The following is a 21,667-nucleotide window of genomic DNA, read 5'->3' as shown; positions in this document are numbered from 1 at the left end:
GGTCACCTCCACGGTTGTCGTTGACTACGGCGCAGCGCGCGTTCCAGCTGGTCGACCCGGTCCAGCAGATCCAGCACCAGCCCCAGAGCGGCGTAGTTGACCGAGAACGCGGCGCGCAGTCGCTGCATGCGGGCCAGCCTCGCCAGCTGGTCCGGGGCGAACCACAGCGCCCCGGCCCGGTCTCGCTCTGGGTCGAGCAACCCGAGCGCGACGAACCGGGTCACCAGGTCCGGGTGGGTGCCGGTGGCGCGGGCGAAGGATTCCAGGTCCAGCCACCCACGCCGGTTGTGGTCGGGATCGCGCTGGTAGCGGATCAACGCATAGCTCATCGGGGCACCTGGGATCGAACTGTCGGTCATGACCGCCTCCTCGCCGACGTGCCGCGGGGGTCGAAGGTCGAGGCTGTGGCCAGTTCGGCGAACAGCCGGCGCTCGGCGTCGGTAAGCCGGTCGGGTACCACGATCCGCGCCTCGGCGTAGAGGTCACCGGCCTGGCCGCGCGGGTGGGGCATGCCCTGTCCGCGCAGCCGCAACCGCCGGCCGCTGGAGGTACCCGCCGGGACCTTCACCTTGGTCTGCCCGCCGGGGGTGTCCACCGCGACCGTCGCGCCCAATGCGGCTTCCCATGGCGCCAACGGCAGATCGACGGTCAGGTCTCGTCCGTCGACGCGGTAGCGCGGGTGCGGTGTCAGCCGCACCACCAGATACAGGTCGCCCGCTGCCGCGGCGTTGCCGATGCCCTGGCCGCCTTGCCCGGCCAGCCGGATCCGCTGCCCGTCGGTCACCCCGGCGGGAATGGTCACCCGCAGCGTGCGCGGCCCGTCGGGGCCGGGCAGGGTCAGCGAACGCTGCCCGCCCCGGTATGCCTCCTCGACAGTCAATTCGAGTTCGGCCTCCTGGTCCGCGCCCCGCACGGACTGCCCGCGGGCGCGGGCGGTGCGCTGGCCGAAGATGCTGCCGAACAGGTCCTCGACATCGAACTCGCCGCCGAACCCGGCACTGAACGGCGACCCGCCGAACCCTCCGCCGGGCCCGGTGTTCACCCAGACCCGCTCACCACCGGAACCGGACCGCGCGCCGGTGCCGGCGCGGGCGCGCTGCCAGGTCTCGGGGTCGACGCCCTCGGGCACCTGCCGGAAGTCCGGCCCGAACGCGTCGTAGCGGCGCCGCGTCTCCGGATCGGAGAGCACCTGGTACGCCTCGGAGACCTCCTTGAACCGATCCTCGGCCCCCGGTTGCTTGTTCACGTCCGGGTGGTACTTGCGCGCCAGCGTGCGGTAGGCGCGCTGGATCTCCTCCTGACTGGCGGTGCGCGACACCCCCAGCGCCTCGTAGAAGTCACGAGCCACCGAGCGTCACCCCCTGTCCCGCTCGTCTCGGGATCCGTCATCGGCGGCGCGGGCGGCGACCACGACCGTCGCCGGACGTAGTTGCCGGTCGGCGTCACCGTAGCCGGGGCGCAGTACCTCGACCACGGTGCCGGGCTTGGCCTCGGTGTCCGCGCGGGTGGACACGGCCTCGTGCCGGGTCGGGTCGAACGCCACGCCGTGGTCGTCGCGGCGTGGGTAGCCCAGTCCGGCCAGCACCGTCAGGGCCTGGTCGCGGACCGCGCGGATGCCCTGCACGATCGAGCCGGGGTCGGCGTCGGCGTGGGTCAGGGCGAGGTCGAGGTTGTCCACGACCGGCAGCCAGGCCGCGGCCACCCGGCCGCGCTCGTCAAGGCGTTGCCGTTCGCTGTCTCGGGCTACCCGCTTGCGCAGGTTGTCCAGCTCCGCGGCGGTACGCCGCCACCGGTCTTCCAGCTCGGCCACTTGTGCCCGCAGCCGAGCCACCTCGTCCTCGGGCTCGGCCTGGTCGGCCGGGGCGGCCGGGTCGGTTTCGGGAGCGGGCGGCTCGGCCCGCTCCCGCACGAACCGCTCCTCCCGCGGCTGCTGCTCGCCGACCGTCGCTCGGCCGCCGGGGTCGAGGTGCTCGCCGGGGCCGGAGCGGATGCGGTCCTCGGCCATGGCGTGCCCTCCTCTCACTCGCTGGTGAACTCGGCGTCGATCACGTCATCACCGCCGCCGTCCCGCCGGGCGCCGCCACCGGCCTGATTGCCGGCGGTGCCTCCGGCCGCGGTATCCAGGCCGTAGAACAGCTGCTGCAGCTCCGAAGTCAGCTCCCGCAGCCGCTCGATACCGACGGTGTCGTCCTTGACGGCCTGGTGAGCGTCGCCGATGAGTAGCTCCGCGCGGGCCTTCTCGTGCGCGGGCGCGGCGTCACCCAACTCACCGAGGCGCTTCTCGACCTGGTAGGCGATGGTGTCCAGGGTGTTGCGGGCGTCGACGCGCTCGCGGATCTTGGCGTCCTCGCCGCGGTGCCGTTCGGCGTCGGCGACCATCCGCTCGACCTCACTCTGGTCGAGGTTGGAGCTTTCGCTGATGGTGATGGTCTGTTCGGCGCCGGTGTCCTTGTCCTTGGCGGAGACGTTGAGGATGCCGTTGGCGTCGAGGTCGAAGGTGACCTCGACCTGCGGCACCCCACGCGGGGCGGGCCGGATGTTCTCCAACCGGAACCGGCCCAGCACCCGGTTGTCCGCCGCGCGTTCCCGCTCACCCTGCAGCACCACCACATCCACGGCGTTCTGGTTGTCCTCCGCGGTGGAGAACACCTCGCTACGCCGCGCCGGAATGGTGGTGTTGCGCTCGATCACCTTGGTCATCACCCCGCCCAGGGTCTCCACACCGAGCGACAGCGGAGTGACGTCGAGCAGCAGGACGTCGGACATCTCGCCCTTGATCACCGCGGACTGCAGCGCCGCGCCAAGCGCGACGACCTCGTCCGGGTTGACCGTCATGTTCGGGTCCTTGCCGCCGGTCAACCGGCGCACCAGCTGCTGCACCGCCGGGATCCGGGTCGAACCGCCGACCAGGATCACCTCGTCGATGTCGTTCGCGGTCACCTTCGCATCCGCCATCGCCTGCTGCACCGGGCCCATGCAGCGCTCCACCAAGTCCGCGGTGAGCTGGTCGAACTTCGACCGCATCAGCGTGGTGTTCAGGTGCTTCGGCCCGCCGGCGTCGGCGGTGATGAACGGCAGGTTGATCGTGGTCTGGGACACCGAGGACAGCTCGACCTTCGCCTTCTCCGCCGCCTCGTACAGCCGCTGCAGCGCCTGCGGATCCTTGCGCAGGTCGATGCCGTAGTCCTTGCGGAACTCCTCGGCCAGCCAGTCCACGATCCGCCGGTCGAAATCGTCACCGCCCAGGTGCGTGTCGCCGGCGGTGGCGCGGACCTCCACGACCCCGTCGCCGACGTCGAGCAGGCTGACATCGAAGGTGCCGCCGCCCAGGTCGAACACCAGCACGGTCTCGTTCTTCTTCTTGTCCAGCCCGTAGGCCAGCGCCGCCGCGGTCGGCTCGTTGATGATCCGCAGCACGTTCAGCCCGGCGATCTTGCCGGCGTCCTTGGTCGCCTGCCGCTGGGCGTCGTTGAAGTACGCCGGCACCGTGATCACCGCTTCGGTGACCTTCTCGCCCAGGTACTTCGACGCGTCGTCGACCAGCTTGCGCAGCACCGCCGCAGAGATCTCCTCCGGCGCGACCTGCTTGCTACGCACATCGAACCGTGCCGCGCCGTTCGGGCCGGACACCACCTCATAGGACACCGTGTCCCGTTCGGTGGCCACCTCCTCGAACCGACGGCCGATGAACCGCTTCGCCGACGCGATGGTGCCTTTCGGGTTCAGGATCGCCTGGCGGCGCGCGAGCTGCCCGACCAGCCGCTCGCCCTGGTCGGTGTACGCCACGACCGACGGGGTGGTGCGGCTGCCCTCGCTGTTCGGGATCACGGTCGGCTGGCCGCCCTCCACGGTGGCGATCACCGAGTTGGTGGTTCCCAGGTCGATACCGACTGCCTTAGCCATGAGAAGCGCCTCCCCTCACGTGATCAGGACTGGCTGGTCTGCAGCAGTTCGCGGGCGCGTTCGGCGTGCGCGGGGTCGACCAGCACCTCGTAGCGGTCGGCGATCAGCTGGCTGGCCGAGAGGAAGTCCCGGCGGCCACCGGAGAGCGCGTGCCAGATCAGGGCCGCCACGGCGCCGACCACCGCGCCCCACAGCAGCGCCCACAAGATCACCGCGAACCACGCGACCGCGTTGGTGGTGAACAGCGCCAGGAACACGCCGAACAGCAGCCCGATCCACAGCCCGTTGAGGGCACCCAGCCCGGCCGCCTTCGGATACGTCAGCCGCCCGAGCACGTCTTCCACCATGCGCAGCCCTACGCCGCTGATGGTGGTGTGCTCGACCGGGAAACCCTTGTCGGACAACGAGTCCACCGCGCGTTCCGCGTCGGCGTAGTTGTCGAAACCCGCCACGACCTCCCGGTTACGGGAGCTGGTCACCTGAGCCAATCGAGCCATTGCTTCCGCCTCCCTGTTGTTCCTGTTGTTGTCAAGTCGCCTTCCATGGGGCCTCTCCGGCCACGAGCGCCACCACACGCATGCCGCGCGTAGCGGGAGAGAAATCACCGGCCAACCACCCGCATACCCGCCGCGGCTCGCACTAACCGGGTCCGCGGTCACCGCCGCCGACAGGTCGACGGGGTTCACCTGTCGGCTGGTGCGGATGCTGCGCCTAGCGTGATGCCGCGGGGCTGCGGTGCCGGTGTCGGTCGCCGTGCCCGCTGCGCGCCGTGCGCCTGGTTTTGCTGCCGTGCGCCGCACTGCCGGGATGGAGCACCCGCTCACCACGCAGTCGGCGTGGCGTGCAGGGCGCGGCGGGAGCGCTGGTCCGGGGTGGTCGATGCGGGGCCGGCACCAGCCGGGCGTCGGCGAGCAGGTCGAGCTGGCTCAACGTCGCCGCGACGTGTCCGGCCGCCTCGGTGATCACCACCGGAACTCCGAGTACGTCGCGCAGCAGGCGCAGCAGCAGCCCGAACCCGGTGAAGTCCAGGCGCCGGACCCGGTGCAGGTCGATCACGACCTGCCGGGCGCCGCCGGTGCGCAGCCGGGCCAGCCAGCCGGGCAGGTGCCGGCACAGGCGCTCGGCCTGCTCCGCGTTCGGACGCAGAATCCACACGCCGTCGCCGGAGTCGGCCAGCACGCGCCCGGCGGGCACCCCGCTGGCACGGGTCGGGCAGTCAGGCGTCCACGCCTGGGGCATACGCCGGTTGGTGCCGGTGCGCGCTGGCGGGGCGCCGTGCCCGGTGCTCGGCGCGGGCGTCGTTACGAACGTCGGTGCACTCGCCATCCCGAACACCACCTCCCATCCTGGCGTCCGCGAGCAGAGCGGGATGAGTTGGCCGTCGTTCACCCAACAAGACGTGCACGACTCCATCCCGTGTTCCCGACACCACCCGTGTTTGTGACTCACATCACACAAATCTTGAGTCTGTCAGGCTCAACTTCGGGAACAAGTGGCGGCTCAGGTTCGTCGTCATGGGTGTCCGGCCGCCGGGGCGGCAGGCTCTGGCGGACGCGGTATCGACACGTGATCAAGTTGTGGAGGTGAGAGCCATGACGCTTCCTGCTGTGCGATCGTCGAGCTCGCTGCGGCACTGGGACCCGTTCCGGGAGTTTGAGGACCTCTACAGCCAGATGGGCCGCTGGATGGACTCGGTGGCCGGCCGCCTCGACGAGGGTGTGCGGGCCTGGGCGCCGCTGGCCGACGTGACCGAGACCGAGGACGCCTACCTGGTCGAGGTCGACCTGCCCGGCATCAAGCGGGACGACATCACCATCGACGTGGTCGGCACCGAGCTGGCCATCAACGGTGAGGTCAAACAGAAGGAGCGACAGGGCTGGTTCCGGCACCGCACCCGCCGCACCGGCCAGTTCGCCTACCGGGTGACGCTGCCGCAGGACGTGAACGCCGACAAGATCGAGGCCACCCTCGACGAGGGCGTGCTGACCGTCCGCGTGCCCAAGACCGAGGCGGCCAAGCCGCGCCGCATCGCGATCACCGGCAAGTGACCGTCCCCCGGCAGTCCACAGGCAATGCCCGCGCCACCTGCCCCGCCCAGCAGGGCCGGGGGTCGGTGGCGCGGGCGCGGCTGTGGCTGTGAGAAACCGGGCTGCTAGCTCGTCGCGGCTCCCGCTGTGGTGGCGTCAAGCCGGAACTTGGCCAGGGCGCTGGCGAAGGTGTCCTGTTCGTGGGCGGCAACCAGCGTCTCGGCGACGTCCCGGAGTTTGGTGTTGGTGTTCTGCGAGGCTCCCTTGAGCAAGTGGAACCCGCCATTGGCGTCGCAGCCGAAGTGGCGCATCAGCAGGCCCTGGGCCTGCCCGATCGTCTGCCGGGTCTCCAGCGCCACCTTGAGCTGGTCCACCAGGCGGCGGCTGTCGTGGAACAGCTGCGCGTTGTCGAACACCACGCCGGCGTGCACCGTCAGCAGCAGCGCGACATCGTGGACGGTCTCGTCGAATCGGTGCGGCTCATCGGAGAACACCGTCAGCACCGCCGACCCGCCCGATCCGCCGCGATGGCGGGTCGGCACCGGCAACACCAGGACACTGCGATAGCCCTGTTCGGCCAGGTGCGCACTGAACCGCGGCCACCGCTGATCGGTGCGCGTGTCGTCCACCCGGCGGGGCTCGCGATACCGCAACGCGCCCACGAGCGGCCCGTCGCCGGTCAGCAGGTCCTGCGCGGGCACCGCTGCACCCGGCGTCGCGCATGCCGCCACCACGTCCGCTTGCTCGGCCCGCGCGCCGGTCACGGTGACGGTGACCGCCGCGCAGCCCGGCACGGTGCGCAGCACCCGCTCGGCGAAGCGCCCCAGCGCGCCCGTCACGTCGTCGTCCTCGACCAGCCGCGACACCTCGGCCAGCTCCTGGGCGATGGTCAGCAGCTCGGTTTCGCCGGTCATGCGCACAAACCCCTTTGTCGCGGCAACGGCCACGGTCACGCGGGCTCACCCCGGCCTGCCGCGGGAGCGCCGGAGGCGACCTTCATCGCATCCGATGCTGCGCTGCTGAACACCGACCGTCGATGACCGTACCGAAGTATCGAGGTCGCCCCCGACGACCCCAAGTCTCGGCACCGCCCGCGCCGGCCGCAACCGTCCAGCCCACCACCTCCCCGAAGTCCCTCGCCCTCTGGCAAGCGGGCAGCGCCGTCACTAGCATGTCGGTCAGCCGCGGTTGTGCAGTCAGCCGGGACGTGCTGCAAACCCACTCAGGTGGAGCAGGACAACCAGGCCCATCCGCACCTGCGACGGCTCGCGCACCGCACGACTCCGGCGCGGGCCACGGCCGGCGTCCCCTCCGCCGCATCGCGAGACGGAGGTCTGGCCGTGTCCCCTGCCCACCCGCTGCCGCCGGGACGTCCCAGCCGACCTCCCTGGGGCGTGTCATGACCGACCGCCTCATTCGGCCACCCGCCGCCGGCGAGCCCGACCACCCGGACCACACGCCCGCCGGCCACGGCACGTGTCCCGCGTTCCGGGTTGCGCTGAGCAGCCCCACACCCACCGCGCTGCTCGCAGAGGTCCACGGCGAGCTAGACCTGCTCACCGCGCCCCACCTGCGGACCCGGCTCAGCCACGCCCTGACCAGCACCGAGCACACCGTGCTCGTCACGGACCTCACCGACGTGCGGTTCCTGGGCGCCGCCGGCATCACCGCGCTCCTGCAGGCCCGCGAAGACGCACACCAGCACCGGATCGCGTTCCGGGTCGTCGCCACCCACCGGCCCGTACTCCTGCCGCTGACCCTGCTCGACCTGACCACCACGTTCGACGTCCACCCCAGCCGTGCCCAGGCCCTGGCCGCACCGTCATATCCCGCAGGCAACGGCCGCGTCCGGCGCGAACAACCACCGACCCCGGACGGCGGCGAGCCAGGTTCAGAAGGCCACGGCCCCTGACACGACCAGGCGGCACGCGCAACCCGAACTCCACCAGGCGCGCGACGACACAACATCCATAGACCGTGGTGAGGGGATGCAACCTCATCGCCATCAGGCTGTCCGGCGAGTGCGAGCCCACTCCAGCGCGCAACCGACTCGCGGATCGCCTCGTCACCTGGCAGCGTTGCCGGGCACGCCGCTGGGTTGCGATGGAAACACCGCCCACGCCGTGCCTGGGCGCCGCTGGGTCAGTGAGCTGGTCGAGTGGAAGTCGGCCCAGGGAACGACACGGCACCTAGCGTGGACACCGCTCAGGTTTGCTGTGGTGAACCGTCGGGTATCTCCGGGGATGACTCTTCGCCGTGGAGAGTGTTCTCGGACGAAGGTGGTGTGGTGCCATGTCCACCCAGGCGTGGGAGACGGCAGGCAGCACCTCGACAGCGCCCGGCGTGAGCTGCGACCTCGATACGACACCGACCAAGCACGTGCGTCGGCTGGTCCGCGGCTTGGTGGCCGACCACGGCGGCGTGGTCGTCGAGGACGCCGTTCTGGTGGCCGATGAGCTGGTCAGCAACGCGCACCGACATGGTGCGCCCCGGCGCACCTGCCGCGCCACGCTGATCCATCATGGTCGGCGGCTGCGGATCGAGGTCGACGACACCGCGAGCGGGCTGCCCCGGATCCGTCCGCCGGATCACTCGGGGGGACGCGGCCTGCTGCTGGTCGACCGGCTGGCGTCGGCCTGGGGCGTGCAGCACCGCGCCGGTGGCAAGACGGTGTGGGCCGAGCTGGCCCTGGACGGCGCAGGACATAACGGTGCGTCCCGGCATCTGGCGGTGGCACGCGCGCGAGGCACCGAACCCCGTAGTGGCGGCTCGCTCACCTCGGCATCCTGGCCCGCCCTCACCGACACCTCCCACGTGCCGACGTGACCCCTCCCAGCGAGCAACCGCCGCCGGTGGAGTTGAGCATCCGCTCGCACCGAGAGGCCGACGACGGCACCCTGGTGATCGAGGTGACCGGCGAGGTCGACCTGGACACCGCGCCGCACCTGGCCGCGGCGATCATCGAGTGCCTCGATCGGGAGGCCGGCCGCGGCCCCGGCATCCTGGATCTGACCGCGGTCACGTTCCTGGACTCCGCCGGACTGACCGTGCTGCTGCAGGCCACCCGGCACGCGGGACGGCGGCACGCATCGCTGCCGGTCGTGGTCGACGCGAACCGTCCCGTCATCAGGCCCATCGAGGTCACCGGCCTCGACGACGTCCTGGCGCTCTACCACACGGTCGACGAGGCGCTGCAGGCTCCCAGACCCTAAGCCGCCCCCTGGGTTGCTGAGAGAGCGTCGGCGGCCACCGACCTCCGGCTGATGCATCCGAGCGATGCGCGGCGACCGGTGGTGCACGATCGCGCCGACCCTGGGGTGGAGCGGTCACGGTTCACTCGTTCGGGTTGAGTCCGCCGTCGGGCCGCGGCCATTGTGGTCCGCCGACCGTAGGGTGGCCGCGTGCGCGCCATCACCCGCAGCAACCAGGTCGCTGGCGGTGCGCACGGCACACCCCCACCACGGGATCACCTCATCATCGGGTGCGCGGGCGCCGAGCAGGTGCCAGGCCCGACCGTGCGCTACGCCGTGATCACACCCGAGGGCCTGTTGATGGTGCGCGAGGCGGTCGGCGACACGGGGCCAGACGAGTGGGGTGAGCCCTACCAGCACGAACTGTGGACCGCGGTACGCGACCAGGTCGATCCCGACGGCGGCGCCGTCAACGGCGTGCCGCTGGCCGGCGGGATGCGCGCCAAAGTGGCCGACGCGGCCGATCACCTGCCGCGAGTCCACCCGCCCAATCCGGTCGGCTCGGCCGTGCTGATCTCGCTGAGCTGCGCGCCGCGGGTCTGGCGCGGCAGCATCGCGATCATGGGCGAGGAGACCGACGAGGGCATCACGACCTCGCTCACCGCCGACCAGCTCGACACGCTGGCCGGGGCACACCGGCGGGCCCTCTCCTTCTACGCGCGCTGCCGTTGATCCCCGCACCGGCGCGGACTGAGCCGATGCGGAGCCGTGACTGAACGTGCCGGGCGATCAGGGTTGCGTCGCGGTGTCCAGCCGGCTGCGCAACTCGGCGATCTGGGCGTGTGCGGCGGCGAGTTCGTCTTCCAGCGCGATAATCCGGGCGCTCGCGACGATCCCGTGGCCGTCGTCGAGCAGACCCCGGATGCGCGCGGCGAGGTGCAGCTGGCGGCGGCTGTAGCGGCGGTGCCCACCACCGGAACGCTGCGGACGCACCAGCCCAGCGGTGTCCAGGCTGCGCAGGAACGCCTGCTGCACACCGAGCATCATCGCGGCCTGCCCGGTGGTGTACGCCGGATAGTCGACATCATCGAGATCGCGCAGATCAGTACTGGTCACGAGCGGGCCTCCCACGGACACCACGGGTCGACCTGACCCTCACCCGACACTCTCCGAACCACGGTACCTCCAGTGGCGCCTTGACATAATCTACAGTACTCACTATAAGAAAAGTATCGGTCAGAACCTGGTGGACACACAGCTGGGGAGTGATCGAGATGGATGGCACGAGCATCGCCCGCACGGCGGGAAGCGACCTCGCGTGGCCCCTGGAGGTCGGGCCGGCTCGCTTCGCCGACCTGATCTGCGCGGAGCCCGCGTGGGTGCGCGCGGAGTTCGACGCGATCGTCGCCGCCAACTTCGGCTCCTCCGCGACGCGGCCTCTCCCGCCGCACGACCGGCCACCAGGACCAGCGCCCACCCGTCGCCACCGCGGCGACGAGGCGTCGTCGCGCCGCGACCCGCTGTCCCATGCTGTCAGCGGTGATCTCGCGCGGACCGCGCGGCGAGTCGGAGCTCGCGAACGGTCTCCTCCGCCGCCGCTGTGCGACGCCGCGCCGACCGCGCGGACCCTCTTCCCGGATCGCAGCACCAGCGAACACGTAAGGAGGTGATAACGGCACGACCGTACCGGGGCACCATCACGTGAACCTGCCCGTGGCAGCCGGCTCTCGTCGTTGGCTGGCACACCGGTGAGCAATGCCAGCACCGCGTCTCGTGACGCACCTACCGACCCGCCACGGCCAGCACCGGTCACGGTCGTCGCTGGGGACAGCGTCCAGCCTTCCTCGATCATGTGAATCCGCGAGGCCCGCCACTGCATCGCCAGGGCGGGCTTCGGCGCGTCCGGGCACCCCCAGGTTCCCTCGCCGTCGTCGCCGAAGTTGTGGTCACGGGAACAGAAAAGCTGAGCGGACCGTTAGCAAGAATGAGCGGCGGGGATGCAGCCCCGTCCGATCGGAACTGACCTGATCGACAACCTGATGGTGTGGAAGGAGACTGTGACATGTTGATGCGTACCGACCCGTTCCGCGAGCTCGACCGGCTGACCCAGCAGTTCTTCGGCGCCAACGGAACCGCGGCCCGTCCCGCGGCGATGCCGATGGACGCCTACCGCACCGGGGACGAGTACGTGGTCGCATTCGACCTGCCCGGCGTCAGCCCGGACTCGATCGAGGTGAACGTCGAGCAGAACGTGCTGACCGTCAAGGCCGAACGCCCCGGCCAGACCAAGGAGCACGTGGAGTACCAGGTCGCCGAGCGGCCCCGCGGCGTGTTCAGCCGGCAGCTGTTCCTGGGCGAGGCTCTGGACGCCGAGCACATCCAGGCCGGCTATGAGGCCGGTGTGCTGACGCTGCGAATCCCGGTGGCTGAGAAGGCCAAGCCCCGCAAGATCGCCATCAGCGCCGGCAGCGACCGCAAGCAGGTCAACGCCTGACCCGCACGCCCTCGCCGGCCCCGCCGACGCGCCCCGTCGGCGGGGTGTTTCCGGGGCCGTGCCGGGGGAAGCCGACGAGGTGCGGGAAAGGAGGGAACCGATGACCGACACCAGGCATGACGGCGCGGCGCCGATCGACGCAGCGCGGACCGAGGTCGCGCGCGTCGGCGGGACGCGGATCGACGGGGCGCTGGCCGATGCCCGGCGGCGGCTCGCCGACACCGCCACCGCCCTGCGCACCGGTTTCCCTGGCGCGGCCGAGGTGTCCGCGGTCATCACCGGCACGCACGAGGTCACCACCACCCTGGCCGACCTGGTGCAGACCCTGATGGACCGCACCCCGGCCCTCGCCGAGCGGCACGGCCCGCAGGTCAGCAACGAGATCCACGCCGATCTGCGGGCACTGCACGGCTGCCTGACCACCGGCGCACTGCTGCTCGCCCCCGCCCTGGACGACCTGGCCGGTACCAACCGCGACGGGAAGACGCCGCAAGGGGAGGAATGACGATGAGCCTGGACAAGCCCTGGAACGACGTGGCCGACCAGCTGCGCCCCGCCCGACCCGACCTGGAGGACGAGTCCGGCGCGGACCCGCTCACCGAGCCGATCGACGTGGTCGAGGCCGACCCGGCCGACGTGGCCGATCAGCGGCGCGTCGTGCCGCTGCCCGACGAGCCCGCCGACGACCAGTCCTGGCCGTGATCGACGGGAGCAACGTGCGATGCCCCGTTCCCGCACTCTTTCAGGATCACCGCCCGGCGCGTCGCTGGCCGTCGCGCTGACGAGGGTGACCGAGGCCGTGCAGCACGCGGTAGGCCGCGTGACAGCCGGCCACGGGCCCGGCCCTGCCGGCCTGCGCGAGGAGACCTGGCAGCTGATCTATCTGCTAGGCGCGTTGGGTGACCTGGCCGCAGCGCTGGCACCGCAGGTCGGCGGCTATCCCGAGCGGTATCGGCTGCGTGCCGACGACGACGTCGACCCCGCCGAGCACGTCGCCCGCACCTGCCGGGAACTGGCCGCGCTGCGCCACGCGCTGGACGAGGCGGAAGGTGCCGCCCGCGAGGTCTACACCGCCGTCAGCCACCTGCACACCGTGCCCGAGAACACCGTGCCCGAGGACACCACGGGAACGGCGAGCAGGACCGACCATCCCTGACGGAGCGGATGACCATGTCACCGTCACCGGTACCCGACCCGTACGAAGTACTCGGCGTCTCGCGGGAGGCGACGCCGAGCGAGATCGCCGCGGCCTACCGGGCACTGGTGCGCCACCTGCACCCCGACGCCGCGCACGCACCCACCGATCCGGCCCGCCTGACCGAGGTGCTCGCCGCCTACGCCGAGTTGCGCGATCCACGCCGACGCGCGACCGACGACCGCGACCATCCCGCCCCGTCACCATGTCGAGAGCCCATCTCCATTCCCGTGCGGATCCACCGCCCCGGTGCGCGCAGCCAACCCGACCTGCGAGTCGGCCCCGTCCGCCGCCACCTCCACTGACCGCGCGACTGACCGCCTCCGCACCGACTTTCACCGGGTCCGCGACTTGATGCCCGGCAGGCGTGTCACCACCGGTTCCCGCAGGTCATGTGGCATCGACTGCGCTGGCGCACCGGATGCACCCCAGGGTTCATGGGTAACGGGCGGCCTGACGGGATACCCGAGGTAGTCAGGCGTTGCGGCGCCCGGCAGCCGACGAGAGGCAATCATGGACCGCGCACGGGACGAGATGTGGCCACAGGTGCTGGACGAGGTCACCGGCGCGCTGGAAAGCCTGACTGCGGCGTTGGGCAGCGTGGACGACTTCACCGTCTTGCTGCAGCAGGTGTGCGCCCAGGTCACCAAGGCCATACCGGGCGTGGACGAAGCGACCGTGACCCTGCTCGACGATGGCAACGCCCGGACCGCGGCCACGACCAGCGACGTCGTCGCCGGCCTCGACGGTGACCAGTACGCCCTCGGACACGGACCCTGCCTCGACGCCGCGCGATCAGGCGCGCTGGTGCGCGTGTCGATCGCCCAGGCCCGTGACCGCTGGCCGGACTTCGCCCGCGACGCCACCGAGGCAGGATTCGCAAGCTTCCTGTCCGCGCCGATCGTCATCGACGACGGGCACGCCGGCGCGGTGAACTGCTACAGCACCCACGCTCACGGCTTCGCCGAACTGGACGAGAAACTGCTCGACCTCTACACCAGCGCCGTCACGGCGGCCCTGCGCGTCTACCACCGCTACCAACACGCCCGCCGCACCGCCGCGCACTTGCGGACCGCGCTGGAGAGCCGGGCGGTGATCGACCAGGCCAAAGGCATCCTCATGGCGGTCAGGCGGATCGACGCCGACCAGGCATTCACCCTGCTGGTCGAGCAATCCCAGCGCGACAACATCAAGCTGCGTGACCTCGCCACCCGGTTCGTCGCGCACGTCACCAGCGCGTGATCCCCGACGAGGCGGTGATCGTCGTCAGCCAGCACTCCGGTTGTCCACCGACCGCTTCGGCGAGCAGCTGCTGGGTGGTGCGCAGCGCGGCAGCCAGTCGCGTGCGCCGGTCCCTCCAAGTCGTCGACGCGACGCTGGGTAGATCTCCACCCCACCTATGCTCTCGCACTCACCGCACAACCCACCCCGCATGTCTGACCACCGCCTGGCCACCTGTCCACGCAGGCGCACACCGTCACACCTGCCCAGGCTCGGCAGGACAGCAAGTGCGCGCCGCCGGTCAACCGTGCGGCCCTGCCAAATCAGGACGGTCCGCGGTGCTGATGTGCTCTTGCGTCTGATTCCCGAGTCGACAGGCCGTTCCAGCACTGCCGTCACACCATCCTTGAACTGCACCTTCATACTTCAATCCATTTAGCAATAGATCGACGCGTGAACTACATCGCATAGGGAACATAGGTCAGGAGTAGTGCGTTGCTAGGGATGTCAGCGACGTGATGGTGCTGACGCGACGCGGTTGTCCGCGACGCGAGCACACGGACACGACGAAGGGAAGGAGGAGAACGCCATGCTGATGCGTACTGATCCGTTCCAGGCGCTGGACCGGTTGAGCCAGCAGTGGTTCGGCAGTGGTTTCGGCGGCGGCCTGTCGCGGTCGGCGGTCATGCCGATGGATGCCTACCGCTCCGGCGATGAGTTCGTGGTGCACTTCGACCTGCCCGGCGTGAGCCCAGAGTCCATCGATGTCGATGTGCAGAACAATGTGCTGACGGTCAAGGCGCAGCGCACCACGGTCATCGACGAGAACGGCGAGAAGGTCGAGACGATCATCAGTGAGCGGCCGACCGGCACGTTCAGCCGGCAGCTGTTCCTGGGTGACACCCTCGACACCGGCAACATCCAGGCCAGCTACGACGCCGGGGTCCTGACCCTGCGCATCCCGGTCGCCGAGGAGGCCAAGCCGCGCAAGATCGCCATCACCAGCGGCACCGGGGAACGCCAGGCGATCAACGCCTGACCCCTGGTCGCCGCTCCGCGGTGATAATTCGGCGCTCACCTCAGTGCACGTGGTGACGCGGTCATCGACGCCTGGGCGCCCCTGACCCTTTCCGGCGGCCTGGGCGCGAGCCGCCCGGCGTCCTGTCGACGCGGCAGCACGGGTGAAGTGCCGACCGTCCCGTCTCTTACGAGCCGGTCGTCGTGCGCGGTATTTGGCCGCGCACGACGACTGGCTCTGTTCTGTTGGTGGGGAACATCGGGAAGCGGTGGGAGGAGAGATCCACGATGGGCACGAATATCGGGCCGTACGTGGTGGCGGCGGGACTGGTGCTCGCCGTTGTCGGCGTGCTCGCGTGGACCGGTGGGCTGTCGTGGTTCGATCGTCTCCCGGGCGACATCCGCCTCATCGGCGAGAACGTCCGCGTCTACATGCCACTCACGTCCATGCTGTTGGTGTCCGTCGTGCTGTCTCTGGCCATGACGCTGCTTCGCCGATGAGGCTCGCGCCGACCGGCGCCGCGCCACCCGAATCTTTGTCAGGGAGGTGAGGATCATGATTCCCGCTCGTGGCTGGGATCGGCTGCACGAACTGGAGCAGCGGTTCGCCGACCTCGGTGACCGTCTGGACGCGGACTCCCCGGTGACCGAGGCACTGTCGGTGCTGCACGCGATCACCCAGGAAATCGTGCAGCACGTCCCCGTGACGGGGGAGACACAGGCCGTGGGGCACCAGGCGCCCGACGGCATCACCACGCAGGGCGTGACGCTGGAAGACGTCGCGAACTTGCACCGCAGCGCGCCCCCGATGCAGGGCGCCCGCGAGTCCACTGGCCTGGCGGTAGGCACCCGAGCACCCGATTTCACGTTGCCAGACGCGAAGAACCGGCCGGTGAGCCTCGCCGATTTCCGCGGGCACCCGGTCCTGCTCGTGTTCTACCCGCTGGACTGGAGCCATGGGTGCAGTCGACAGTTGGAGCTCTACCAGCAGGAGCTGCCGGAGTTCGCCAGCCGGGGTGTGACCGTGCTTGGCATCTCCGCGGACTCCCTCTACAGCCACGGCGCCTGGGCGGCCGTGCGCGGCATCACCTTCCCGCTGCTCGCGGACTTCCACCCCAAGGGTGAGGTCGCCCGCCGCTACCAGGTCTGGCGCGAGTCCGACGGGTTCAGCGAACGCGCGCTCTACCTCGTCGACGCCGACGGGGTCATCCGCTACGCGCACGTCTCGCCACAGGTGGACCACATCCCGGACATCTACGAACTGTTCGACGCGCTCGACCAGGTCGCCCAGCAACCCGCGTCGCGCGAACCCCACGACCTGACGAACCTGTGACCTGTCGAGGAGGTGACGACAATGACGATCCCGATGGTCGCCCCGATCAACCGCGCCGCCCGCACCGTCGGCACGGTCGCGCCCGCCGCGGTCGTCGTGTACGGAAACCGCTGGTGTGGCATCACCCAGATGGTGCGCCGCCTGCTGGACCGCGCCGGCGTGCCCTACCAGTACGTCGACCTGGACCTCAACCCCCAAGCCAGGCAACGACTGCGCTGGCTGGCCGGCGGAGACATCCGCAACCCCGTCGTCTACATCGGCGGCCAGTGGCTGGAACAACCCACCATCCAGGAGCTGCAATGGGCACTGACACGACACGGACTGCTGTAACCGGGGCGATCACACCGTGCCCTCGGTGCGGGCGCCGCAACCGGACTCCGGTTGCGGCAGCCGGCCATCCCCGCTGCGGGGCGTGCAAGACCGACCTGCCCTGGCTGGTCGACGCCGACGACACCAACTTCGAACCCGCCGTCCAGCACGGCACACTGCCCGTCCTCGTGGACATCTGGGCGCCCTGGTGCGGCCCCTGCCGCACGATGGCCCCGGTCATCGATCAACTCGCCCGCGACCAGGCCGGACGGCTCAAAGTCGTCAAGGTCAACGCCGACCACGCGCCCCGCACCGCCCAGCGACTCCAGGTCCGCGGTATCCCCACCCTCATCCTGATGAGCAACGGCACCGAACGCGGCCGGATGGTCGGCGCTCAACCCGCGCACGCCCTCCAGAACTGGCTCACTCAACAGGGGGCCATCGCCGGGACAGGAGGACCAAAATGATCTCGACCACCGGCGACGAGGTGATCGACCTCGAAGAACAGGGCTGGCAGGCCCTGTCGTCCACCCCAGAGACGGCGCGACGGTTCTACGAGCACATCCTCGACCACACCGCGGTCATGCTCCTACCCGGTGGCCTCGTGCTAGACAACCGGACGGCGATCCTGGACTCGCTGTCCGGCCCACCCTGGTCCGCCTACCAGCTGCGCGACCCACAAGTGCTCCACCCCACCAACGACACCGCGATCGTGACCTACGAAGCGACCGCCCACCGAGACGACGCACCCACCTACACCGCCCTGACGAGCAGCGTCTACGTGCGCCGCACCGACGGCTGGAAGCTGACCTTCCACCAGCAGACACCCCGATAGCACCCGCAGGAGGCAGCGCGTGCCGACAGCGTTCCCAGGCAACAGCGGGCACACCGGCCGCTGAGCTGGGTCCTCCGGCTCAGTTCAGCGGCCCGATGCTGCCCGCATCGACCAACTCCCGCACATCGGCCGGCAATGCCTCGCACACCTTGTCGACCACGCCGCCGGTCGTGGCTTCGCGGAACACCTCGAACACCACCCGTGCCCGGTACACCGCCGCCGGCTCGTCGGCGCGGTCCCGCTGGACGACTCGCATGACGAACTCGCCACGGTCGAACCGCACGCCGCTGCCCGCGCCGCCCATCGTGACCGTGCGCCGCAGGTGCTCGCTAATCTCCTGTGGCAGCTGCACCGCATCCCGCGACACCCAGAACACGCCAACCCGCCACGCCACCATCCCTCCCGAAGTGGATCAACACCCACCTTCAATAGGGAACTGCGGTGGCGCGGCCAGGGACGCAGCGTCGCCTTCACCTACACCGATGGCCGTCTGGTGTCCGATTCGCTCCACCTGTGCGGCTTCGTGTACCTGGTCGGCGACGACGAGGGCGAACTCAGCGGCGCGATCACCACCGACGAACTGGTCACGCTCCACTGGGACCGCGATCAGGCCGTGGACCTCGATGCGCTGCGTGGGGTGCTCGACCAGCCGCGTGTCACCGCCTGGTCCGGAACGACGCTCGGCAGGAACGAGTCGCATGACGGGCTCTGGCTCCGCCTGACCGTGACCGACCCTCGCGTGTGCCGGATCAAGGTTCACGCCGACGTCCCACCCGAGGTGTGCGACCCCGTAAGGGGATGGTGGCGCATGGCGCTGGTCGACGGCGACACGCTGGTCTACCTCACTGCCCGGCGACTGGAATCCGGCGACGAGGTGTGCTGGGAACTGGGCGCGATCGGTCATGGCCCGGCCGCCGCCGAGGTAACCGAGTACCTCTGCGAGGAGATCCGATCCTGGGCGCCCGAACGGAACCGGCACACGCCATCGCTCATCGTCTATCCGGCTGGTACTCCGGACAGCGAACTGGCCGGCTCCGCCATCGACAAGACCCACAGCAGGTTCGTCCTCACCTACGGCGACCTGACCAGGGTGACCTAACGCTGGCCTCAGCTGTGACCGGCGCTTCAGTTGGCCCAATTGAGCGCGGCTGTTGGCCAGTCGGAGCTCAAGCCGGGCTGGGTGCTCCGGGCTGCAACGTCCGCGCGGGAGCCAAACACGTGAACTCCCAGCTGACAGCACCAGCGCGTACCCTGCATCCGTGGATCAGATCACCGTTGACACGGCCGCCGTCGTTGTTCTCGCGGAGGGCTCATCGACGAGCGAGATATCTAACAGGCGCGGTCACCTCTTCGAGATGTTTATCGCAAAGCTTCTTGCGACGCAGGGATACGGCGATCCCCACCCTGAAAATCTAAACTTCACCAGCGAAGGTATCGAGCTGGACGTCCAGGCCCGTCACACCGTTACCAACGAGCAGCTGATTTGTGAGTGCAAAGCCTACAGCTCCAATGTGCGGGTCCCCTTGTTGACATCCTTTCTAGGGAAGTTCGCTCTAGCCCGAGCCGATGATGACCGGATTCACGGACTCTTCATTGCGCTCCCTCGTTTGACTCCCGAAGCGAAGGAGAAAGCCGACGCAGCTCAAGCAAAGTTGCCCGGCTTTCGATACCTCGGCTCTTATGAGATTTGCCAACTACTGCAGGCGGCAAATGTTCTGCCAAGTTGGGACGAAGGGCCAGAGATTCGATCAGACCCGACCGTCATCGTTACCGAGCATGGCGTCGTCCTGGCCGCCTGTGAACTTGACTCTCAAACTCGCCGAGCGTCCAGGTGGGTGACATGGACGCGGACGCAAGATGTTCCGGCTCCTGTTGTTCGCCTAATCGAGCGACATCTATCAAAGGGCCTTCCGGTTGTTCGCGCAGGCCATGAAGCGGGAGCGGTGCCGATTCGCGTCCCATCCTTGCCCAAAATTGTCGAGGTCCAGGGCAGCACGTCTGATTTCGAGTACCAACTTCCAGCGGCACCCGAATTCTTCATCGGCCGGAAAATCCTCGCGCAGTCGCTACTTGAAAAGCTCAGGGATCGCGACACGGCTGGTTCAATAGTAATTAATGCCAAATCCGGCTGGGGTAAGAGTTCGCTAGTTCTGCATCTGCAGAAGGGGATCGAGAAGGCAGGCGGCGTCGGCATCGTTATCGACTCAAGAACGGCGGAGCGATCCGAATTCGTTCCCGCCGCAATGGAACGCATTATTCGGAAGGCGGTCGAGAGAAAGGTTCTTGAGTTGCCGCCCCAGGCTGCGTTCAGCAGTCTGCAGAGCATCGTGGAGACTCTCAAGCGTGCCACCTGGACATCTCCCGCCCGGCCAATCTTTCTCGCTTTTGATCAATTTGAGAATGTTTTTCGAGACTCGGATCTTACCCGAGAGTTCCGCGATCTCGCATTTCTGATCCGCGAAATAAATGCGCCGTTGACGATCAGCTTTTCCTGGAAGACTGACGTGGTTGCATGGACCGAGGGGTACCCATTTGGGCTGCGAAATGATATACGTGACGCATCCCTAGTTTCCATCCTTGAACCGTTCGGGCCACGCGAGGTCGAGGCCCTTCTGCGACGACTTGAGAAGTCGCTCGGCAGTAAGCTCAATCGCGATCTGCGACAAAGGCTTCGCGAGTACAATTCACAGGGCCTCCCGTGGCTCTTCAAGAAGTTCGGCGCCCATATACTCGCCGAGGTTGATCGCGGCGTCACGCAAGACGATCTCGCTAAGCAGGCACTGAACGCCCGCGGCCTGTTCGAAAGTGACCTTGCCCGGTTGAGCCCAAGTGAGCAAGCCGTTCTCCGAACCGTTGCTCAGGCGGCACCAGTCGCGATATCCGATCTTGACTACGATGTGGCCACTGGCGCCGTTCTGGATAGCCTGCTTCATCAACGTTTGGTAGTGCAGGTCGGTCATACTATCGACGTCTACTGGGATACCTTCCGTGACTATCTTAATAACGGCAGCGTGGCGATCGAGGACTCATACGTCGTCCGCTACGCCCCTCTCGGGGCCGGCCGCCTGTTGCGCGTGGTTGTTGCCGAAGGTGGTAGCGTTTCAGTCCCAGATGCAGCTGCGAGGTTGGATACGACAGCAACAGTTGTCTTTAACTACTCTCGTGAGCTTCGGCAATTCGGCGTGCTGAGTGCAGAGTCGAACCGCGTCACGCTTGAGCCGGACCTGCTCGATTCCCCCGATAGGGAAGAAGCTATTAGGGCGCGCGTTTCTCAGGCACTGCGTAGACATAAGATGTACAAGCTTGCTGCCGATATGCTCACCCGCGAGGACATCGTCTCAATTCCACAGTTTGCAGCTGTTCTTGCTGCCGAATTCAGGGCCGTGGCGGCGAAAAGTGATAGTTGGGTTACATATGCTCGCTCTTTCTGTCAATGGATGGAATATGCCGGTCTAGTGCGGCTTCTAGCAAACGGCATGACAAGGATGACGGAAAGCGATAGCGAACCCCTTGGTCGACTCTTGAGCGGAGCAGTACCTGTCCGGGTGCGGAGCCCTTTCCCTGGCGCAAACCCTGGGCCCGCCCTGCAGCTCCTGCTGCATCTCTCTGATCCAGCCGGGCACACCCGCCCTTCCAAGAACGGATTTGCGACCGCAGTCCGCGACCTAACCGCACTCGGCTTGGTGGATACCGATGAGGGCGAGCGTATCGTTCTGTCGGGCAACAGCGTGTTTTCGCACGGCGCGGTGGAGCCGGGACGACTCCGCGAGATCGTAGAACGGCAGCGGGGCATGCGCGAGGCGTTTGCTGCGCTGGAGTCAAATCCCGGCCTTTCTCCACTATCGCTTGGCATTGCACACAGGGACGCACTCGGCGCCGAATGGGCAGAATCGACGATGCTTTCGGCTGGAAAGTTTATTCGTGCATGGGCCAGAGCGTGCGGAATCTCTACACAGCTACGCACGACTGACCGACAAGACTGATCGCTTCTTGGCCGAACCCGACCATGAGCATCACGTTAAGTAGCCGCGAAGCGCGCTCACGGCTACGGTCGCCACAAGTGATCGAGTCCTGGCCGACAGCTGAGCACCGGACTGGCCAACTGACGCGCTCTCTCACACCAATCGCCGTTAGGTCGAGGC

At 68.5% G+C, this 21,667-nt stretch carries 28 protein-coding genes; 19 read left to right on the top strand and 9 right to left on the bottom strand.

The window, feature by feature from the left end; genetic code table 11:
* Positions 1-2: 2 nt before the first annotated feature.
* The 6 genes from CRM89_RS18320 to CRM89_RS18295 all read right to left on the bottom strand — a co-directional run bounded on the left by CRM89_RS18320 (position 3) and on the right by CRM89_RS18295 (position 5,142).
* Positions 3-359 (bottom strand): chaperone modulator CbpM, encoded by a 357-nt coding sequence (locus CRM89_RS18320; protein ID WP_098085310.1) that lies wholly within the window; start codon positions 357-359, stop codon positions 3-5.
* Positions 356-1,348 (bottom strand): DnaJ C-terminal domain-containing protein, encoded by a 993-nt coding sequence (locus CRM89_RS18315; protein WP_098085307.1) that lies wholly within the window; start codon positions 1,346-1,348, stop codon positions 356-358. Before CRM89_RS18315 ends, CRM89_RS18320 begins: the two co-directional genes overlap by 4 nt.
* Positions 1,349-1,354: 6 nt before the next feature.
* Positions 1,355-2,005 (bottom strand): nucleotide exchange factor GrpE, encoded by a 651-nt coding sequence (locus tag CRM89_RS18310; RefSeq protein WP_098085305.1) that lies wholly within the window; start codon positions 2,003-2,005, stop codon positions 1,355-1,357.
* Positions 2,006-2,019: 14 nt separating this feature from the next.
* A complete protein-coding gene (dnaK, locus tag CRM89_RS18305; protein ID WP_098085302.1) occupies positions 2,020-3,903 on the bottom strand; it encodes a molecular chaperone DnaK in 1,884 nt (627 codons plus the stop codon).
* Positions 3,904-3,926: 23 nt separating this feature from the next.
* A complete protein-coding gene (locus CRM89_RS18300) occupies positions 3,927-4,400 on the bottom strand; it encodes a general stress protein (protein WP_098085299.1) in 474 nt (157 codons plus the stop codon).
* Positions 4,401-4,614: 214 nt separating this feature from the next.
* Positions 4,615-5,142 carry an STAS domain-containing protein gene (locus CRM89_RS18295; protein WP_194999835.1) on the bottom strand — a complete coding sequence of 176 codons (528 nt, stop codon included), beginning with the start codon at positions 5,140-5,142 and terminating at the stop codon, positions 4,615-4,617.
* Positions 5,143-5,495: 353 nt separating this feature from the next.
* On the opposite strand from CRM89_RS18295, the gene CRM89_RS18290 reads away from it, so the two are divergent.
* A complete protein-coding gene (locus CRM89_RS18290) occupies positions 5,496-5,951 on the top strand; it encodes an Hsp20/alpha crystallin family protein (RefSeq protein ID WP_098085294.1) in 456 nt (151 codons plus the stop codon).
* A gap of 104 nt (positions 5,952-6,055) precedes the next feature.
* On the opposite strand, the gene CRM89_RS18285 is transcribed toward CRM89_RS18290, so the two are convergent.
* Positions 6,056-6,877 carry a GAF and ANTAR domain-containing protein gene (locus CRM89_RS18285; RefSeq protein ID WP_098087042.1) on the bottom strand — a complete coding sequence of 274 codons (822 nt, stop codon included), beginning with the start codon at positions 6,875-6,877 and terminating at the stop codon, positions 6,056-6,058.
* Between the two features lie 452 nt (positions 6,878-7,329).
* Here CRM89_RS18285 and CRM89_RS31055 point away from each other — a divergent pair, with 452 nt between their 5' ends.
* From CRM89_RS31055 to CRM89_RS18265, 4 genes are all read left to right on the top strand, one after another.
* Positions 7,330-7,842, top strand: coding sequence for an STAS domain-containing protein (locus CRM89_RS31055; RefSeq protein WP_158242447.1), 513 nt, complete (start codon positions 7,330-7,332; stop codon positions 7,840-7,842).
* A gap of 380 nt (positions 7,843-8,222) precedes the next feature.
* Positions 8,223-8,756, top strand: coding sequence for an ATP-binding protein (locus CRM89_RS18275; protein ID WP_194999834.1), 534 nt, complete (start codon positions 8,223-8,225; stop codon positions 8,754-8,756).
* Positions 8,753-9,142, top strand: coding sequence for an STAS domain-containing protein (locus tag CRM89_RS18270; RefSeq protein ID WP_229434787.1), 390 nt, complete (start codon positions 8,753-8,755; stop codon positions 9,140-9,142). The genes CRM89_RS18275 and CRM89_RS18270 overlap by 4 nt, the downstream gene beginning before the upstream one ends.
* A gap of 189 nt (positions 9,143-9,331) precedes the next feature.
* Positions 9,332-9,853 carry a hypothetical protein gene (locus CRM89_RS18265; protein WP_098085288.1) on the top strand — a complete coding sequence of 174 codons (522 nt, stop codon included), beginning with the start codon at positions 9,332-9,334 and terminating at the stop codon, positions 9,851-9,853.
* 57 nt (positions 9,854-9,910) lie between these two features.
* On the opposite strand, the gene CRM89_RS18260 is transcribed toward CRM89_RS18265, so the two are convergent.
* The gene (locus CRM89_RS18260; RefSeq protein ID WP_098087040.1) at positions 9,911-10,237 is read right to left on the bottom strand and encodes a MerR family transcriptional regulator; all 327 of its coding nucleotides are present in this window, start codon (positions 10,235-10,237) and stop codon (positions 9,911-9,913) included.
* Between the two features lie 946 nt (positions 10,238-11,183).
* Between CRM89_RS18260 and CRM89_RS18250 the strand changes: the two genes are divergently transcribed.
* The 12 genes from CRM89_RS18250 (at position 11,184) to CRM89_RS18195 (ending at position 17,525) form a co-directional block, all read left to right on the top strand.
* Positions 11,184-11,615, top strand: coding sequence for an Hsp20/alpha crystallin family protein (locus CRM89_RS18250; protein ID WP_098085284.1), 432 nt, complete (start codon positions 11,184-11,186; stop codon positions 11,613-11,615).
* A 100-nt stretch (positions 11,616-11,715) separates the two neighbouring features.
* On the top strand, positions 11,716-12,120 hold the full coding sequence (locus tag CRM89_RS18245; RefSeq protein WP_098085281.1) for a hypothetical protein: 405 nt from the start codon (positions 11,716-11,718) through the stop codon (positions 12,118-12,120).
* Between the two features lie 2 nt (positions 12,121-12,122).
* Positions 12,123-12,317 carry a hypothetical protein gene (locus CRM89_RS18240; protein WP_098085278.1) on the top strand — a complete coding sequence of 65 codons (195 nt, stop codon included), beginning with the start codon at positions 12,123-12,125 and terminating at the stop codon, positions 12,315-12,317.
* Between the two features lie 19 nt (positions 12,318-12,336).
* Positions 12,337-12,771: a hypothetical protein gene (locus CRM89_RS18235; protein ID WP_146770616.1), complete on the top strand. Its 435-nt coding sequence runs from the start codon at positions 12,337-12,339 to the stop codon at positions 12,769-12,771.
* A gap of 8 nt (positions 12,772-12,779) precedes the next feature.
* Positions 12,780-13,115, top strand: coding sequence for a J domain-containing protein (locus CRM89_RS18230; RefSeq protein WP_228809437.1), 336 nt, complete (start codon positions 12,780-12,782; stop codon positions 13,113-13,115).
* A 208-nt stretch (positions 13,116-13,323) separates the two neighbouring features.
* Positions 13,324-14,052 (top strand): GAF and ANTAR domain-containing protein, encoded by a 729-nt coding sequence (locus CRM89_RS18225; RefSeq protein WP_098085274.1) that lies wholly within the window; start codon positions 13,324-13,326, stop codon positions 14,050-14,052.
* A 568-nt stretch (positions 14,053-14,620) separates the two neighbouring features.
* The gene (locus CRM89_RS18220; protein ID WP_098085272.1) at positions 14,621-15,070 is read left to right on the top strand and encodes an Hsp20/alpha crystallin family protein; all 450 of its coding nucleotides are present in this window, start codon (positions 14,621-14,623) and stop codon (positions 15,068-15,070) included.
* A 266-nt stretch (positions 15,071-15,336) separates the two neighbouring features.
* The gene (locus tag CRM89_RS18215; protein ID WP_098087038.1) at positions 15,337-15,549 is read left to right on the top strand and encodes a DUF2905 domain-containing protein; all 213 of its coding nucleotides are present in this window, start codon (positions 15,337-15,339) and stop codon (positions 15,547-15,549) included.
* A gap of 55 nt (positions 15,550-15,604) precedes the next feature.
* The gene (locus CRM89_RS18210; RefSeq protein WP_098085268.1) at positions 15,605-16,381 is read left to right on the top strand and encodes a redoxin domain-containing protein; all 777 of its coding nucleotides are present in this window, start codon (positions 15,605-15,607) and stop codon (positions 16,379-16,381) included.
* A 21-nt stretch (positions 16,382-16,402) separates the two neighbouring features.
* A complete protein-coding gene (locus tag CRM89_RS18205; protein WP_098085266.1) occupies positions 16,403-16,711 on the top strand; it encodes a glutaredoxin in 309 nt (102 codons plus the stop codon).
* The gene (gene trxA, locus CRM89_RS18200; RefSeq protein ID WP_098085263.1) at positions 16,681-17,157 is read left to right on the top strand and encodes a thioredoxin; all 477 of its coding nucleotides are present in this window, start codon (positions 16,681-16,683) and stop codon (positions 17,155-17,157) included. The genes CRM89_RS18205 and trxA overlap by 31 nt, the downstream gene beginning before the upstream one ends.
* Positions 17,154-17,525 carry a nuclear transport factor 2 family protein gene (locus CRM89_RS18195; RefSeq protein WP_098085261.1) on the top strand — a complete coding sequence of 124 codons (372 nt, stop codon included), beginning with the start codon at positions 17,154-17,156 and terminating at the stop codon, positions 17,523-17,525. Before trxA ends, CRM89_RS18195 begins: the two co-directional genes overlap by 4 nt.
* Positions 17,526-17,604: 79 nt before the next feature.
* On the opposite strand, the gene CRM89_RS18190 is transcribed toward CRM89_RS18195, so the two are convergent.
* Positions 17,605-17,922, bottom strand: coding sequence for a DUF2267 domain-containing protein (locus CRM89_RS18190; RefSeq protein ID WP_050998041.1), 318 nt, complete (start codon positions 17,920-17,922; stop codon positions 17,605-17,607).
* Positions 17,923-18,018: 96 nt separating this feature from the next.
* Here CRM89_RS18190 and CRM89_RS18185 point away from each other — a divergent pair, with 96 nt between their 5' ends.
* Positions 18,019-18,624: a hypothetical protein gene (locus CRM89_RS18185; RefSeq protein WP_098085258.1), complete on the top strand. Its 606-nt coding sequence runs from the start codon at positions 18,019-18,021 to the stop codon at positions 18,622-18,624.
* 160 nt (positions 18,625-18,784) lie between these two features.
* A complete protein-coding gene (locus tag CRM89_RS18180) occupies positions 18,785-21,508 on the top strand; it encodes a restriction endonuclease (protein WP_098085255.1) in 2,724 nt (907 codons plus the stop codon).
* Positions 21,509-21,667 lie beyond the last annotated feature (159 nt).

The sequence above is a fragment of the Nocardia sp. FDAARGOS_372 genome (genome assembly GCF_002554515.1).
Classification (GTDB): domain Bacteria; phylum Actinomycetota; class Actinomycetes; order Mycobacteriales; family Mycobacteriaceae; genus Nocardia; species Nocardia farcinica.
This window is presented reverse-complemented; position numbering and strand designations above follow the sequence as displayed.